The sequence below is a fragment of the Natribaculum luteum genome (assembly GCF_023008545.1).
Taxonomy (GTDB): domain Archaea; phylum Halobacteriota; class Halobacteria; order Halobacteriales; family Natrialbaceae; genus Natribaculum; species Natribaculum luteum.
This window is the reverse complement of the sequence record NZ_CP095397.1, coordinates 3,275,180-3,291,011: the sequence shown is the minus strand read 5'-3', so window position 1 is coordinate 3,291,011 and position 15,832 is coordinate 3,275,180. Positions and strand designations below refer to the sequence as shown.

Sequence of the window (15,832 nt, the reverse complement as noted above, 5' to 3'; positions counted from 1 at the left end):
GGAGTAGGGCGGTGATATCGTCCGTTTTCGCGCGTATAACAACGTCACCGCCTCGAGAGCGTCCCTCCACATGAATCCGCTGGCTCTCCTGCCGGACAGGTACTCCGCCGAGAACGTCCGCCGGGTGCTCCGGAATCCCCGACTGCTCCGGCGAGAACTGTTCACCGTCGCGCTGACCGCCAACTCGAGAACCCGGGACGTCCTGAACGCACTCGAGAGAACGGACGACGGGATCGACGTGATCGCCGCCGACTGGGACAACCTCCTGATCCTCGACGCCTGTCGCTACGACCTCTTCGCGGCGCGGGCGACGCTCGAAGGCGACCTCCGCGAGGTCCGATCGAAAGGCAGCGACAGCGGCGAGTTCATGCAACGGAACTTCGCGGGACGGACGCTCCACGACACCGTCTACGTCACGGCCAACCCCCACGTCCACCACCTCGAGGACGGCGTGTTCCACGCGGTCGTGGACCTCCTCGAGGATCGGTGGGACGAGGCAGCCGAGACGGTTCGACCCGAAGCCGTCGTCGAGGAGGCCATCGCTGCACACGAACGGTTCCCGGAGAAACGTCTGATCGTCCACTTCATGCAACCGCACTTCCCGTTTCTGGGACCGACGGGACAGACATTCGCCCACCAGGGGATCGACGCCGACCTCGAGAATCGAGACCCAGGGAAGGCGAACCCGTGGTTCCGGCTGATCTACGACGACGACGTCGACGTCGCGACCGTCCGCCGGGCCTACCGGGAGAACCTCGACCTCGTCTTACCGCACGTAGAGGACCTTCTCGAGGCCTTGTCGGGCAAGAGCGTGGTGACGGCCGACCACGGCAACCTGATCGGCGAGCGAGGGTTCCCGGTCCCCGTCCCGATGTACGGCCACCCGCGCGGCCTGCACCGTGACGACCTCCTCGCCGTCCCCTGGCTCGAGGTGGCGTCTACGGACCGTCGTCGGGTCCTCCCGGAACCGCCTGTCGACGGTCGAGACAACCCGGACGAGGACGTCCTCGAGCGACGACTGACCGCTCTGGGGTACGCGTAGTCGCGTTCGACCGGCGAGTGAGTCAGTACCACGTCCGTACGATTCTGTTCGCACGCGCTATCTCTCGCGCGCAGTCGAACGTCGTCCGGTAGGGGGCGCACCGAACGGTGGATGAGAGCTGTTACCAGAAATTAAATTCACTTCGACCGTTTGAATCACTAATAGTCGCCGAGATCACGTCAGTTTCTCGAGGGTGAGAATCGCTAAGAGAAAAATAACGAAACCGATAGGTAGACGACCCTCGGCGTATGCGAATCGGGTTCTATCACGAGTCTGCGGGGACGCGGCACGCGGGTGGGATCGCCGTCTACACCCAGCACGTGGCCGCCGAACTCGCGAAGCGCCACGACGTGTACGTGTACACGCAGGCGGGTGACACGGCGGAACTGTTACGACGATCGGACGTGGAGGTGGTCGAAACGCCGTCGTTTGCTGATCGAATCCCGAACGGCGTCACGACGATCCTCCCGGTGAACACGCAAGATCTGGCGAAAGTGGCGATGACCGTCTGGTCGCGTCGCAACGGCGTCGTCGACCACATCGAAGAGCACACCGATCTCGTGTTCACGTTTCAGTTCCTCGACGATCTGCTACTGTCGAATCTCGTCGACGTGCCCACAGTGTACGGCTTTCACAGCCTGGCGAGCGTCGGACTCGGCGCACGGTTGCGCGAACGCTTTTCGCAGACCGACCTGATCATCGCCAACTCCCACGACACCGCACGCCAGGTGAGCGACGAGTTCGGCTACGAGGTCGACGACGTGGTGTATCCGGGCGTCGACGTGGACCGGTTCCAACCGGACGTTTCCCCCGCGTTCTCGAGTGAGGTCCCCGTGATCCTGTACGTCGGCCGGTTCGTCGACCGGAAGGGGATCGACGACCTGCTCGAGGCGTTCAGCAGACTCGACGAGCCAGCCGAGTTACGGCTCGTCGGGCGGGGAGACACCGATGCGATTCGGGAACGGTGTCGAGAACTCGACGTCGGCGAGTCGGTGACGGTAGACGGCGAGGTCCCCCACCTCGAGTTACCGGGGTACTACGTCGCCGCCGACGTCTTCTGTCTCCCGTCGTACACGGAAAGTTTCGGGATGGTCAACCTCGAGGCGATGGCCTGTGGGACGCCCGTGGTGACGAGCGACCTCGAGGCGATCGAGGCGTACGTGACGGACGGAGACGAGGGGCTGTTGATCTCACCCGGCGATTCCGACGCGCTCGCCGCCGCGCTCTCGAGGCTCGTCACCGCACCTACTCGTCGCGAGGCGATGGGCAAACGGGCACGCGAGCGGACGCGATCGTTCTCCTGGGAGGCACAGGGGAAGCGCCTGGAGGCGTTCTGTGCTGACGTTCTCGGCGAGTCACTAGAACGGGCGCGTCGCGGACGGCCGACGCAACTCCAGTATCCCTGAGACTGCTAGTTGACACTGGTTCCCGGAGCGCCACGGCTGAACGGATCGGTCGTATTCAAAAGGCGGCTCCCGCGCCGGGAGCAGGTTGCTGGCACGCGAACTACTCCGGTACTGGAGACGGTCGTCGGGAGCCACGTGATTCTAGGGAATCGATCGACAAAAACCCTTCTCTACGCTATTCAATGCGCGAAAGTTTCCCGTTGACGGTCTGTTGAAGCCGGTGGTTCACGAAAACGTGTGCGATCGACAGGCCGAGAAACGCGACGACGACGGCGGCGGCCACGGCGATCGTGGGAACGAGCGATACCGGCGGAACCTCGAGATACGCCGCGGTGACGGCCGCCACGCCGACGACGCTCAACAGCGCGTACCAGCGATCCCACCGGTCCGTCTGGTGCGTATCTGTATCGAGGTACATCATCAGCAGGTCCGCGTTGTCCGAGAGGCTAATCAGCCCGCGGTCCTGGTCGTACTCGATGATGCCCGCGTCGTCCATCTTGGGGAGATGCGTCTGGTAAAGAGCGACGTACACCCGCTTTCGTTGATCGGAACTCAACGCGTTGACGTCCGTGTCGTTCTCCCAGGCGGCGATCTGTTCGGCCAGTTCTCCCAGCGTCACCGTGTCCTCCGCCTCGAGCAAGTACGTGAGGACTTCTCGTCGCCGCCGGTTTTTCAGAAGTTCGAAGATGACGTCTTTCGAGAGTCGATCGTCCTCGTCCTCGGTGACGGACGTGATCTCTTCCGGGAGCGACGTATCGATCGACGACATCAGTGATAGACCCCGTCGTAAACGGTCGTTATCATTCGATTGCCGGCACCCTCCGATAGCTCTCCCCACGGTAGCATCGGCAGCGCCCGCTGTTTCGGCGAAAGGTAGCTCGCGGTCACGGTTGACACACCAGTTTGTAGGGCAACGTAGAAACTATTAAACACGGTCACGTTTCGCATAGGCTGCGAACCCGGTACGTGTTGGCTTCCATCGGCAGTACTGTGGTTATCAGACACTTCGCGTGACTGTCGGCCGGCGTCGATTACGGCCGGATCTCTGTAATGTGTGTGGGGATCGATACCGACCGGTTTCGTGTGCGTATCTGGGACGTACGGCGCGGGGGGGTGATACATACTGGCTGGGGGTGCTATTTTGGGGGGTCTGCCAGACGCTACGGCCGTCGGCTGGACGTCGTCCACGCTGACTGATACGTCACGTTCGACGGACTCAACATAAAGACAAACGACAGTTTGTGCGGCTAAGCTCTTTTTACGCACCGAATGTCGGCGTTTACTCCGACGGGTTGCTGTAACGGTACGCCAGTTTCATGTCCTACGTTCACATATAATATGTCGGGTCGGGGTGGCCCGACGTGGCCGCTTCGCCCACCGAAAGCGATGGGGCGCGGTACCGGCACAGTCGTCGTCCGCCACGGGACAGCGGCCGAAAACGCCAGTGTCGGCCTCTCTCTACTCTCCTTTAAGGAGTCGAACACGCGTCCGGTAAGATCCTCTTTCCGTCGAAACCATGTGAACACCTTACAGTGACGGCGGCGGTCCCTGCAGTCACCGATGACGCAGTCGATCACCAATCACGTCGAACAGGAATCACAGGCGGCCGAGACAGGTCGGTGTCCCGACTGCGAGACCGACACGATCGTCCACGATCCAGACCGCGGTGAACGGGTCTGTCGAGAGTGTGGGCTCGTCCTCAGCGAAGACCCGATCGACTACGGACCGGAGTGGCGGGCGTTCAACGCTCAGGAACACAAAGAGCTCTCGCGCGTCGGCGCCCCACTCACACAGTCGATGCACGACCGGGGACTGACGACGACGATCGACTGGCGAAACCGCGACGCCAACGGACACTCGATGTCTGCCGACAAACACGGCCAGCTTCACCGTCTTCGGGTCTGGCAGGAGCGAATTCGAACCAAAAACGCCGGCGAACGAAACCTGAAGTACGCGCTCTCGGAGATCGATCGAATGGCCAGCGCCCTCGGCGTTCCCACGCCAGTCAAAGAAACCGCGAGTGTCATCTACCGACAGGCTCTCGAGCAGGATCTCATTCGCGGCCGATCGATCGAAGGCGTCGCGACGAGTGCACTCTACACCGCCTGCAGGAAAGAGGGAATCCCACGCAGCCTGGAAGAAGTCACCGCCGTCGCTCGAGTCGACCAGCGCGAGATCGGCCGCACCTATCGCTACGTCGCCGACGAACTCGACATCAACCTCGAGCCGACCAACCCACGCCAGTTCGTCCCGCGATTCTGTTCGGAACTGGACGTGAGCAAAGACGTCGAGACGACCGCCGTCGAGATCATCGACGAGACCACTCGCCAGGGCCTCCACTCCGGAAAGTCACCGACTGGATACGCCGCTGCTGCTATCTACGCTGCAGGACTCCTCTGTGAGGAGACGGTCCCCCAGCGAGCGGTCGCCGAGACCGCACAGACGACCGTCGTCACCGTCAGAAACCGCTACCGCGAGCAACTCGAGGCGATCGACCGCTCGCCCGCTACATGATCGAGCGTTCGTCTGCGGCGTAGACGTCCTCGTTGAGCAGCGCGTGGAGGTTGTTGTACGGGACGAAGGCGATGAACTCGTCGTCAGCGTTGTAGAGTTCGAGCCCCTCGTCAGTATTCTCGTACCGATCACAGAGGATCTGACCTTCCGGAAGGATCGCACGGAACATGCAAAATCGTACGTCGGCCACCTGCATATAGTATACTGACAGACGAGACGGGACCGGCGTCTGTGACTCGAGTCGCCGCCAGCGAATCCGACGCCGGTCACGGGTACCCGTGCCGGGGTATATTTCGCGTCGCTACTGGTATCGACGTCGACTGGACCACGATAGACGTGACCATCATCCAAATTGTTATATTTGCCGACATCATAGCCGAGAGTGGCGCATACGTGCCACCACCTACCGACGTTGCGCCCGGTCGCCACCGCGCGACCGCACCACCATTCGATTTCTCGCCGACGTCTCGAGCGGTCGAGAGACCGAACGTAACCGGTTTATCCGCGACGGCGATACCTGTATCCAGTGACGGACGAGCGCTACTCTGACTCGAGTGACGATTCCGACGAGCGCCGCAACGCCGAGTCGACGGACGGGGACGGGCCGCTCTCGCTGTCGTCGTTCCACGACGTCTGCCAGCGGGAGGGCCGTCCCGTCGTCACCGCCGGTGCGGTCGCCCGCGCTCTCGACGTGACCCACGACGAGGCGAGCGACTACCTCGAGGAACTGTACGAGCGTGGTGAAGTCGAGCGGATGAGCGTCTCGACCGACCCCGTCGTCTGGTATCCGAGCGAACTCGAGGACCTCACCGAGCGCGAGCGCGTCGTCGTCTTCCCCAAGCGGCGCGAGATCGTCGTCGACCGGCCGAGTCAGTTCACCCGGGCCCAGCTCACCCAGTTTGCCCACCACGCGGACACGAACGGGGAGAGCGGCTACCGGTACGTCGTCAGACCGGAGGACGTCTGGCAGGCCCCACACGACACGTTCGAGGCGCTCGCGCGAACGATGCGACAGGCCCTCGGCCAGCGGTCGGCCGCCCTGGAGGAGTGGGTCGAGAGTCAGTTCGACCGTGCCCGTCAGTTCCGTCTCGTGACGCACCCGGACGGCTACACCGTTCTCGAGGCCCGCAGCCCGGAGGTGATGGGCAACGTCGCTCGCCAGAAACTCGACGAAGAACACGTCCACGCGCCGATCTCGGAGACCGAAGACTGGGTCCGCGAGGGCTCGGAGGCGGCGATCAAGCGGATCCTCTACGAGGCGGGCTACCCCGTCCGGGACGAGCGCGACCTCGAGTCCGGCGACGACCTCCCGATCGACCTTCGCGTGCGCCTGCGCGACTACCAGCAGACGTGGGTCGACAGGTTCGACGAGGCCGGCGAGGGCGTCTTCGTCGGCCCGCCGGGCAGCGGCAAGACGGTCGCCGCGATGGGCGCGATGGCCCGCGTCGAAGGCGAGACGCTCGTACTGGTACCCAGCCGCGACCTCGCCCGCCAGTGGGAGGAGAGTCTCCTCGAGTTCACGTCGCTCGAGGCGGACCAGATCGGCCAGTACCACGGCGGCATCAAGCAGGTTCGGCCCGTGACGATCGCGACCTACCAGATCGCCGGGATGGACCGCCACCGGTCGCTGTTCGACGACCGCGAGTGGGGACTGCTCGTCTTCGACGAGGTCCACCACGTCCCGAGCGACGTCTACTCGCGGAGCACCCGCCTCCAGTCGCGCCACCGCCTCGGGCTCTCGGCCAGCCCGATCCGGGAAGACGACCGCCAGGCCGAGATCTTCACGCTCGTCGGCCCGCCGATCGGCACCGACTGGGAGGCGCTGTTCGAGGCTGGCTTCGTCGCCGAACCCGAACTCGAGATCCGCTACGTCCCCTGGGGCGACGACGAGCAGCGAAACGCCTACGCCTCGGCGGAGGGCCGCGAGAAGTACCGGATCGCCGCCTCGAACCGGGGCAAAGTCGACGAGGTCCGCTACCTGCTCTCTGCACACCCGCAGTCGAAGGCGCTGATCTTCGTCGACTATCTCGAGCAGGGACGCGAACTCAGCGACGCGCTCGGCGTGCCGTTTCTGAGCGGCGAGACGCCCCACCACGAACGACGGCGACTGCTCGAGTCGTTCCGACGCGACGAGCGAGACCTGCTCGTCGTCTCTCGCGTCGGCGACGAGGGGATCGACCTGCCGACGGCGGATCTGGCGATCGTCGCCTCGGGACTCGGCGGGTCGCGTCGACAGGGAACCCAGCGGGCGGGACGGACGATGCGGCCGACCGGCGGCGCGCTGGTCTACGTGCTGGCGACGCGTGGCACGCGAGAGGAGGACTTCGCGCGGCGACAGCTCCAGCACCTCGGCCGGAAGGGGATGACCGTTCGAGAACGAACCGTCGAGCGGTAGCGGCGTCGGTCTCGATACTGCGCGACGGCAGCAGCCGGCTACTCCTCGAGCGTCCGGACAGTCAACACGGGCGTCGTGGCGTTCGGAACGACGCGCTGGGAGACGCTTCCGATCACCAGCCGCTCTATGGTGGACTTGCTCTCGGTGCCAATGACGAGCAGGTCGACGTCCTCCTCGTCGGCGTAGGCGAGGATCGTCTCGTGGGGTTCGCCCCGTTCGACCGTCCGCGTGGCCTCGATCCCGCGCTCTCTGGCGCGATCGACCACGTCCATCGTCGTCTGCTTGCCGTGTTCTTCGAACGACTCGAGGACGCCGTCCAGCGCTGGACTCACGTCGACCGCGTAGAGGGCGTGCAACCGGGCGTCGAACGTGTCGGCGAGCGCGAGTGCCTGTCCGGTCGCCGCGGCCGACCCCGACCAGCCGTCGGTCGCGACGAGCACGTCGTCGATCTCCCGGGGCACGTCGCTCGCGTCCGCACTGACCGTGAGCACCGGCAGACGTGCCTGGCGGATCACCTCGAGTGCGACGCTGCCGAGCAGGGTCTGTCGGATGCCCGTTCGGCCGTGGGTCCCCATGGCGAGCAGGTCGACGTCCTCCTCGTCGGCGTAGGCGAGGATCTCTCGCGCCGGTCGGCCTTCCCGGACGACCGATTCGACGGGGCAGCCGGCGTCGGCGGCGTCGCTCGCGACCGATTCGACGAACGCCTCGTGACGACTTCGGTCCGTGTCGCTTCGAGTGGCGACGACCGAGACGACGTGAACGGTCGCGCCGACGGCGTCCGCGATTGCGATACCCTGTGTCGCTGCAGTCGTTGCGACGTCGCTGCCGTCGGTGGCGACCAGAACGTCTTCGTACATGGTCGGCCGGTACGGCTGCCACCGTCTTGAAACGAGACGGTCACGCGGTCGCGCTTTCGCGTGCAGGCGGGGCATCGGGCTCGACCGCCTCCACGTCCTCGACGTCTCGAACGCCGACGCCGGCGGCGAGCGCTCGATCTGCGGCCGTCGCCGTCTCTCGCTCGCGAGCCAGCGTGAGGCGAACCTCGAGGTCGACGACCGTGTCGTTCAGACCCGGCGTCAGACCGCAGACGGTCAGCTCCTCGACCCGGTCGACCGCGTCTACTCGTTCGACGATGCGCGTCGCGCCGTCGGCGAGGCTGCCTGCAGCGTTCACGGGAACGCGCACGGCGAGCGTCGCCTCGACGGTTCGTATGTGCTGTGCCATGAGTCCCCCGCCGAGAGTCGAACTCGAGGGGCGGGACGTACCCGCGCGTCGGTGGCCAGTCACACCACGGGGGAACCCCCCGCGCCGGACGATCGCTTCCCCGCCGAGACGAACGACAGAGCCGTCCACGGGCTACGGAACGTGAAACGGCGAGAGAGTCCGTCCGGCCGAGAGAAGGGACCTATGCGGCGCGGACGGACGTGCCGACGTGAGTCGGCGACGGATACCGACTCGAGACCCGTCCACGCTCGATCGAACTCCCGGACCGATTGTCCGGTTTGGAGACTCCCGTCCCGGCGCGTGCGAACGACGGAGATGGAGTCGGATCGAGCGTGGTCGTGGTCATGGGTCGGATGCGGTCGCGTCGTGTCGCGACCTGTCGTTCACGTCATTCGGTCGAAATAACATAATCGTTTCCCACGTGTGCGATAGAGCGACACGGACCGGCGGCATCTCGAACCCGGAACCGGCTTCGCTAGCACCCACACCCGCAGTCGGTTTCGTCCGCCGAGTCGGGCGACGTCTCCGCGAAGAACCGCTCGAGGTTCTCCGGGAGTCGGTCGTCAGCCTCGGACTGCTCCGACTGCGTCGTCGCAGTGCCGACGGCAGCACGGAGGAGCCCCTCGAGCAGCAGTTCGACCGGCGGCGTCGTGTGCTCTCGGCCGTCGTACGTCCATATCCGACAGTCGACACCGCCCTCGCAGTCACAGAGATCGCCGCACGACTCGCAGGTGCTCTCGCGATAGGCCGGTTGCAGGTCGCGCCCGTCGACGCGGATCGTCGGCGACACCTCGAGTCCGACCCGCCGGGCGTCCGCCGCGCTCTGGACGTGGACCGTTCGGACGGCGACGTCGACGCCGAGGTCGGCCAGAAGGGGCGCGACGCGCTCGAGCGCGTCCCCGAGTGCCGCCTCGGTCCCCCGACAGCGCGAACAGACCTCGCGGTCGAGATAGAGGAAGTCGACCGTGAGGGTACGCTTCGCGTACTCGTCGGCCGACAGCGCTTCGACGGTGACGTTCGGATCCGAGACCGATAGTGCTGACATCGTACCGTTAGCTACGCCACGGGCACACTTGTACGTAGCAGTATTCTTATACGAAGGTGGTTTCGGCGCTGAAAGTACCGTCGTCTACCGACAGCGTTTCACAGGCACCGGGCGTAGGCGGCCACGAGATGAGCGACACCGACTGGCAGGCGACGTGGCACTCGCTCCGGGAACTTCTGGGTTCGAAGTGGTCGTTTCACGTCCTCAGACTGCTACGCGGCGGCAGCTACGGGTTCAACGAGATGCAACGGGAACTCGACGGCCTGACCGCCGCAGTGCTCTCCCGCCGGTTGAAAGAACTCGAGTGTCACGGACTCGTCGACCGGTCCGTCGAGGCGACGACGCCGCCGACGACGACCTACCGGCTGACCGACAGCGGGCAGGAGGTCACGCGGCTGCTCTCGGAACTGGAAGACCTCGTCGACGTGCGAGACTGCGAGCGCGACGAGGCGAGTCCGTGCCGGGGAGTGCGCGAGGACGCCTGCGTCACGGTCGCCGACTGCTGTGACTGACCCATTCCTCGAGCAGCGACCGACGAACGCCACCCGCCGCGTCGACGCCAATATTCAAGTTCTCCTGCCGAAAGTACCAGATAGGATGATCGTATCGCGAGCGGACGAGTCGAACCGGGTGAACGATCCGTGAGCGAGCAACGCGAGATCGTCGTCGGCGAGACGGAAGACGGCCACGACGTGACGCTGCCAGTCATCGAGATTCTCACCGGACGCGGCTTCGCGACCGGCAAGAGTGGGAGCGGAAAGTCGAACACTGCGTCCGTCGTCGCCGAGGAACTCCTCGAGGCCGGCTACCCCCTGCTCGTCGTCGACACCGACGGCGAGTACTACGGGTTAAAAGAGGAGTACGAGATGCTCCACGCGGGGGCCGACGAGGAGTGTGACATCCAGATCGGGCCCGAACACGCAGAGCAGATGGCCTCGATCGCCCTCGAGGAGAACGTCCCCGTGATCCTCGACGTCTCGGGCTACCTCGACGAGGACGTCGCGGACGAACTGCTGCGCGAGACGGCGCGACAGCTGTTCGTCAAGGAAAAGAAGCTCAAAAAGCCCTTCCTGCTCGTCGTCGAGGAGGTCCACGAGTACATTCCCGAGGGCGGCGGCGTCGGCGAGACGGGGAAGATGCTGATCAAGATCAGCAAGCGCGGGCGCAAACACGGCCTCGGCATCCTCGGGATCAGCCAGCGGCCCGCCGACGTCAAGAAAGATTTCATCACGCAGGCGAACTGGCTCGTCTGGCACCGGCTGACCTGGGACAACGACACGAAGGTCGTCGGCCGGATCATCGACTCCGAGTACGCAGAACGGGTCTCCGAACTCGACGACGGACAGGCGTACGTCCAGACCGACTGGACCGACGTCGGCGTCCGCAAGGTCCAGTTCCGTCGCAAACGCACCTTCGACGCCGGCGCGACGCCCGGTCTCGACGACTTCGAGCGGCCCGAACTCAAGTCCGTCTCGGACGCCCTCGTCGGCGACCTCCAGGAGATCAGTGAACGAAAACAGCGAGAAGAAAGCCAGATCGAGCAACTCGAGGCCGAACTCGAGAAACGCGACTCGCGTATCGAGGACCTGAAAGACGAACTCGCCTCGGCCCGGGACGTCTCCGACGCGGCCAGACAGATGGCCGAAGCGCTCAGTGAACCGGAGACGGTCCAGTCGCAACTGCCGGGCTCGAACGAGGAACTGCGACGGCTCCACGACGAGGTCGTCTCCCTCGAGGACGAACGGGACGAACTCCGGGCGAAACTGGACGAGCGCGACGACGAGATCGCCGATCTCGAGCGTCAACTCGCCGACCTCGAATCCGAACTCGCCGACCGCGAGGAGCGAATCGAGACGCTCGAGGGCGAACTCGAGTGGCTCCGACAGTCGTTCCGTGAACCCGAGAGCGAGCCTGGAGAGCGCGGAGCGAACGCGGAGTCGACCGAGATCCTGCAGGCCGGCGGCGACGAACTCGAGTTCGGCTACACGCCCGTCGACGACGGCTCGGCAGCGGACGGCAAGGAGGGCGAGCTGGTCGTCGCCGACGAGCAGCAGTCGCTCGAGGAGTTACTCGAGATGCCGGGGGTTCGCGAGTCCGTCGAACGGGCGGCGGCGGATTCGCGCTGTTCGGAGGCGACCGCACGGGAGGTGATCGCCGTGCTGGTACGCGAGGGGCCGTTGCGGACGGACGCGGTCGCCGCTCGCGTCGATCGGTCCGCAGTCGCCGTCCAGAGTCTGCTCTCGGAACTCCGGACCGAGGCGATCCTGGATCGCCCCGACGAGCGGACGTACGCGGTTGGCGACGACGTGCTGTCGGCGCTGGCGATCGACGACGAGCGAGCCTGATAGCGGGCGAGCAGCCGCCACGAGCGGGGTGGTTCGGCCGGCCGTTCGAACGCTGCGCCACCTTCTTGGTAACGGAACCCATACCGTCGGTACGAGAATGTTGAACCGGCTCAGAGAGGACGTCAGGACCGCGATGAAGAACGATCCCGCCGCACGGCATCCGCTCGAGGTCGTCCTGTGTTACCCGGGACTGCACGCGATCTGGTTCCACCGGATCGCCCACGCCGTCTGGCACAGCGGTCACTACATCGTCGCCCGCGTGCTCTCGCACCTCTCGCGGTTTCTCACGGGGATCGAGATCCACCCTGGCGCGGAGATCGGCCGCCGGTTCTTCGTCGACCACGGCAACGGCGTCGTCATCGGCGAGACCGCCGAGATCGGCGACGACGTGATGATGTACCACGGCGTGACCCTCGGTGGCGACACGATGAAACGCGAGAAACGCCACCCGACGGTCGAGGACGGTGCGACGATCGGAGCCGGCGCGACGGTCCTCGGCCCGATCACGATCGGGAAGGAGGCGAAAGTTGGCGCAGGTTCCGTCGTCCTCGAGTCGGTTCCACCCCACTGCACCGCGATCGGCAATCCGGCTGAACTCGTCGGTGAGTGCGAACAGACCACCGGCGAGTGGGAAGAACAGCTCGGCGAAGACGACTGATACTGTCTGACGACACGGTCCACACGCCAATCGCACGCGAGATACCCTCGCCGGCTGTGGCAGGTGTGGCTTACAGCCAGTGGCGACGATCGCCGACAGCCGTCGCCGTGTCGGACGGTCGGCACCACCGCGATGAAACTGTTGGCTACAGGCAGACAGACCTCGCATAACAAAGCCTGGAACGACCGATTCCACGTTCATGAACTGTTCGGACGACGACTTACAGCTCCTCGTCGTCGGTCTCGACGCTGGTTGTCTTCCGATTCTCGAGCCGCTGTTCGAGTCCGGCGAGACGCCAACGTTGCGCCGGCTGTTCGATATCGGCGCGAGCGGGCCACTGGAGTCACAGATCCCGCCGTGGACGGCGAGCGCCTGGCCGTCGCTGTACACCGGGAAGAACCCCGGCAAACACGGCGTCTTCGACTTCCTCTCGTTCGACGGCTACGACTGGGACGTGGTGAACTCGACGCACGTCCGGGAACGGGCCATCTGGGAACTGTTGAGCGATCACGGACTCTCGAGCGTCGTCGTGAACGTGCCGGTCACGCACCCGCCGCGGGAGTTCGACGGCGCGTTGATTCCAGGGCTGACCGCGCCGGAGGACCCGGACTGTCATCCCGAGGGAATCCTCGAGGAGATCGAGGCGAACTGCGGCGGCTACCGGGTCTATCCCCAGGCCGGGCCGGAGCCGTATCGGTCGATCGAGGGTTACGAGCGGACGATCGAACTCCGGGGGAAGGCGTTCCGGTACCTGCTCGAGCGATTCGCACCCGAGTTCGGGTTCGTCCAGTTCCAGCTGACGGATTCGGTCTTCCACGAGCGGCCGGGTGACAAGAAGGCCATCGAGGCGGTCTACCGCGCGGTCGACCGCGAGGTCGCGGCGACGATCGAGGCGTTCGATCCCGAGAACCTCCTCGTGGTGAGTGATCACGGGATGGGCAAGGTCCGAGGACGGGAGTTCCGGGTCAACGAGTTCCTCCGGGATCGGGGCTACCTCGCCGCACAGAGCGGCGGCGAGGGAATGCCGACCTGGTCGCGCGCCTACCAGAACGACCTGCTCGAGGGCGACGACGCGGGCGACCACGAACCCGGCGCGCTCGAGCGCGCGATCGAGGTCGCGGCGGCGTTCGGCATCACGACCCAGCGCGTCGCGAGCGCGCTCGATCTCGTCGGACTGAAAGAGCCGATCGGGCGACGCGTCCCGAACGACGTGATCCGAGCGGGCAGCGAGCAGGTGGACTTCCCCGAATCGACGGCGTACGTCCGTTCGAAGAGCGAACTCGGCGTCCGCATCAACCTCGAGGGACGAGAGCCGAACGGGCAGGTGTCCGAAGACGAGTACGAGGCGTTCCGGTCGGAACTCATCGAGGAACTCTCGGCCGTTCGGACGCCGGAAGGCGATCCAATGTTCGACGCGGTCGAGCCCCGGGAACGATACTTCGAGGGGCAGGAGGTAGAGCGCGCGCCCGACGTGGTGACGGTTCCGGCGGCGTTCGACAACGCGATCGTCGCGGAACTGACCGGGGAGCGGTTCGGCGATCCGGTCGAACCGTGGAACCACAAACGCATGGGCGTCGTCGCCGCCGCCGGCACGGACGTCGACGAGAGCGCGTCGCTCTCGGGTGCGACGATCTTCGACGTCGCGCCGACGATCTGTGCCCTGTTCGACGTTCCGGTCGACGAGGCGATGGACGGCGAGGAACTCCCGATCGTCGCACCGAGCGAGAGACGCCAGTATCCCGCGTACGATCCCGAACCGATCACGGCGACCGACGACGCCGGCGTCGAAGATCGGCTCTCGGATCTGGGTTATCTCTAACATGGGGATCGACGTCACCGAACTCGACCGCCACGCAGACGAGGACGAGTGGGATCGCTACGTCGAACGAGGCCGACACACGAACCCCTTCTATCGAGCGGCCGCACTCGAGTTGCAGGCCGAAGACACCGGCACGACGCCACACCTGCTCGCCGGGTTCAAAGGACAGGAGGTCGCCGGTCTCTTCCCGATCTTCGAGTACCGGAAGGGACCGATCGTCGGGGCGTTCTCGCCTGCCCCGTACTCGTGGTCCGTCTACCTCGGTCCCACGATGGTGAACGTCGAGAAACTCAAGCAACGAAAGGCCGACCGTCGCACTCGCCAGTTCGTCGAGGGCTGTCTCGAGTGGGTCGAGACGGAGCTGTCACCACACTACACCAAGTTCGTCGCCGCCGAGTTCGACGACGTGCGGCCGTTCACCTGGAACGACTACGAGGTCACGCCCGGATACACCTACGTCGTCGACCTCGAGGGGTCCGAGGAGGAGTTGCTAAACCGGTTCAGCAGCGACGCCCGGAGCAACGTTCGCAACGCGAGCGAAGCGGACTACGTCGTCGCCGAGGGTGACGGCGACGACGTCGAACGGATCGTCGACCAGGTGCGAGCGCGCTACGAGAACCAGGATCGACCGTTCCAGCTGTCGACGGCGTTCGCCCGCAGAATGTACGAGACGCTTCCCGAGGGGGCGATCCGACCGTACACCTGCCGCGTCGACGGCGAGTTCGTCGGGGGCATTCTGGTCGTCGAGTCGGACACGACCCGGTACCGGTGGCAGGGTGGCGTCAAGCCCGACGCCGACGTCGACCTCTCGATCAACGATTTGCTCGACTGGCACGTCATGCGCGATGGCCTCCGCGACGGCCTCGAGCGTTACGACCTCGTCGGCGCGGGCGTCCCGAGCATCAACCGCTACAAGGCGAAGTTCAACCCTCGCCTCGAGACCCACTACACGATCACGTCCGGTGCGTTCGGGCTCGACGTACTCATCGATCAGTATCGGAAAGTCCGGTGAACGGCGACGGTGGCCACCGGTCGGCAGACGGACCGCTGTACGTCAGTTCGAGAGTAACCGCGAGCCGTCTGGCGGTCACCCTGGAAAACAGCCACAGCAGACCGTATCAGTCGACGAGTCGGTAGATCGACTGTCGTGCGTCCTCGAGGTTGACGCGACTGGTCACCGTTCCGTGGTGCTCGAGTTTTCCGAGTGCGTACCTGACGGTCCGGGGACAGAGCCGCGATTCGGCGGCGATCTCCTCCTGGGTCATCGGCCCCTCGTACTCGAGGACCTTGTAGACGAGTTTTGCACTCGGCGAGAGGTCGTCGACGCCGACGTCCGTCTCGGGTGCCGTGGTCGCGTCCGACTGCTGGTCTGTCGCGTGCATGG

The 15,832-nt window shown here is 65.2% G+C and carries 15 protein-coding genes; 9 read left to right on the top strand and 6 right to left on the bottom strand.

Features of this window, described 5'->3' with window-relative positions:
- Nucleotides 1-70: 70 nt before the first annotated feature.
- Nucleotides 71-1,042: a hypothetical protein gene (locus tag MU558_RS16990; protein WP_246969552.1), complete on the top strand. Its 972-nt coding sequence runs from the start codon at nt 71-73 to the stop codon at nt 1,040-1,042.
- Nucleotides 1,043-1,290: 248 nt separating this feature from the next.
- On the top strand, nt 1,291-2,448 hold the full coding sequence (locus MU558_RS16985) for a glycosyltransferase family 4 protein (RefSeq protein WP_246969549.1): 1,158 nt from the start codon (nt 1,291-1,293) through the stop codon (nt 2,446-2,448).
- A gap of 175 nt (nt 2,449-2,623) precedes the next feature.
- On the opposite strand, the gene MU558_RS16980 is transcribed toward MU558_RS16985, so the two are convergent.
- Nucleotides 2,624-3,217, bottom strand: a complete 594-nt coding sequence (locus MU558_RS16980; RefSeq protein ID WP_246969546.1) for a DUF7344 domain-containing protein — start codon at nt 3,215-3,217, stop codon at nt 2,624-2,626.
- Between the two features lie 791 nt (nt 3,218-4,008).
- On the opposite strand from MU558_RS16980, the gene MU558_RS16975 reads away from it, so the two are divergent.
- Nucleotides 4,009-4,962, top strand: a complete 954-nt coding sequence (locus MU558_RS16975) for a transcription initiation factor IIB (protein ID WP_246969543.1) — start codon at nt 4,009-4,011, stop codon at nt 4,960-4,962.
- Here MU558_RS16975 and MU558_RS16970 read toward each other — a convergent pair.
- Nucleotides 4,955-5,131, bottom strand: a complete 177-nt coding sequence (locus MU558_RS16970) for a hypothetical protein (RefSeq protein ID WP_246969540.1) — start codon at nt 5,129-5,131, stop codon at nt 4,955-4,957. The genes MU558_RS16975 and MU558_RS16970 overlap by 8 nt on opposite strands.
- 357 nt (nt 5,132-5,488) lie before the next feature.
- Between MU558_RS16970 and MU558_RS16965 the strand changes: the two genes are divergently transcribed.
- The gene (locus MU558_RS16965) at nt 5,489-7,357 is read left to right on the top strand and encodes a DEAD/DEAH box helicase (RefSeq protein ID WP_246969537.1); all 1,869 of its coding nucleotides are present in this window, start codon (nt 5,489-5,491) and stop codon (nt 7,355-7,357) included.
- Nucleotides 7,358-7,395: 38 nt separating this feature from the next.
- Here the strand turns inward: MU558_RS16965 and MU558_RS16960 are convergent, their stop codons facing one another.
- The 3 genes from MU558_RS16960 to MU558_RS16950 all read right to left on the bottom strand — a co-directional run bounded on the left by MU558_RS16960 (nt 7,396) and on the right by MU558_RS16950 (nt 9,626).
- Entirely contained in the window at nt 7,396-8,214 is an 819-nt protein-coding gene (locus tag MU558_RS16960) for a universal stress protein (RefSeq protein WP_246969534.1), read from the bottom strand.
- Nucleotides 8,215-8,254: 40 nt separating this feature from the next.
- On the bottom strand, nt 8,255-8,581 hold the full coding sequence (locus tag MU558_RS16955) for a hypothetical protein (protein WP_246969532.1): 327 nt from the start codon (nt 8,579-8,581) through the stop codon (nt 8,255-8,257).
- A 475-nt stretch (nt 8,582-9,056) separates the two neighbouring features.
- Nucleotides 9,057-9,626 (bottom strand): DUF2703 domain-containing protein, encoded by a 570-nt coding sequence (locus tag MU558_RS16950; RefSeq protein WP_246969529.1) that lies wholly within the window; start codon nt 9,624-9,626, stop codon nt 9,057-9,059.
- Nucleotides 9,627-9,754: 128 nt separating this feature from the next.
- Between MU558_RS16950 and MU558_RS16945 the strand changes: the two genes are divergently transcribed.
- The 5 genes from MU558_RS16945 to MU558_RS16925 all read left to right on the top strand — a co-directional run bounded on the left by MU558_RS16945 (nt 9,755) and on the right by MU558_RS16925 (nt 15,460).
- Nucleotides 9,755-10,138 (top strand): winged helix-turn-helix transcriptional regulator, encoded by a 384-nt coding sequence (locus MU558_RS16945; RefSeq protein WP_246969526.1) that lies wholly within the window; start codon nt 9,755-9,757, stop codon nt 10,136-10,138.
- 129 nt (nt 10,139-10,267) lie between these two features.
- Nucleotides 10,268-11,971 (top strand): helicase HerA domain-containing protein, encoded by a 1,704-nt coding sequence (locus MU558_RS16940; RefSeq protein WP_246969523.1) that lies wholly within the window; start codon nt 10,268-10,270, stop codon nt 11,969-11,971.
- Between the two features lie 97 nt (nt 11,972-12,068).
- The gene (gene epsC / locus MU558_RS16935) at nt 12,069-12,629 is read left to right on the top strand and encodes a serine O-acetyltransferase EpsC (protein WP_246969520.1); all 561 of its coding nucleotides are present in this window, start codon (nt 12,069-12,071) and stop codon (nt 12,627-12,629) included.
- A gap of 199 nt (nt 12,630-12,828) precedes the next feature.
- A complete protein-coding gene (locus MU558_RS16930; protein ID WP_246969517.1) occupies nt 12,829-14,448 on the top strand; it encodes an alkaline phosphatase family protein in 1,620 nt (539 codons plus the stop codon).
- Between the two features lies 1 nt (nt 14,449).
- Nucleotides 14,450-15,460: a lipid II:glycine glycyltransferase FemX gene (locus MU558_RS16925; RefSeq protein ID WP_246969514.1), complete on the top strand. Its 1,011-nt coding sequence runs from the start codon at nt 14,450-14,452 to the stop codon at nt 15,458-15,460.
- Between the two features lie 106 nt (nt 15,461-15,566).
- On the opposite strand, the gene MU558_RS16920 is transcribed toward MU558_RS16925, so the two are convergent.
- Complete coding sequence (locus MU558_RS16920; RefSeq protein ID WP_246969511.1) at nt 15,567-15,830, bottom strand: MarR family winged helix-turn-helix transcriptional regulator; 264 nt, start codon at nt 15,828-15,830, stop codon at nt 15,567-15,569.
- Nucleotides 15,831-15,832 lie beyond the last annotated feature (2 nt).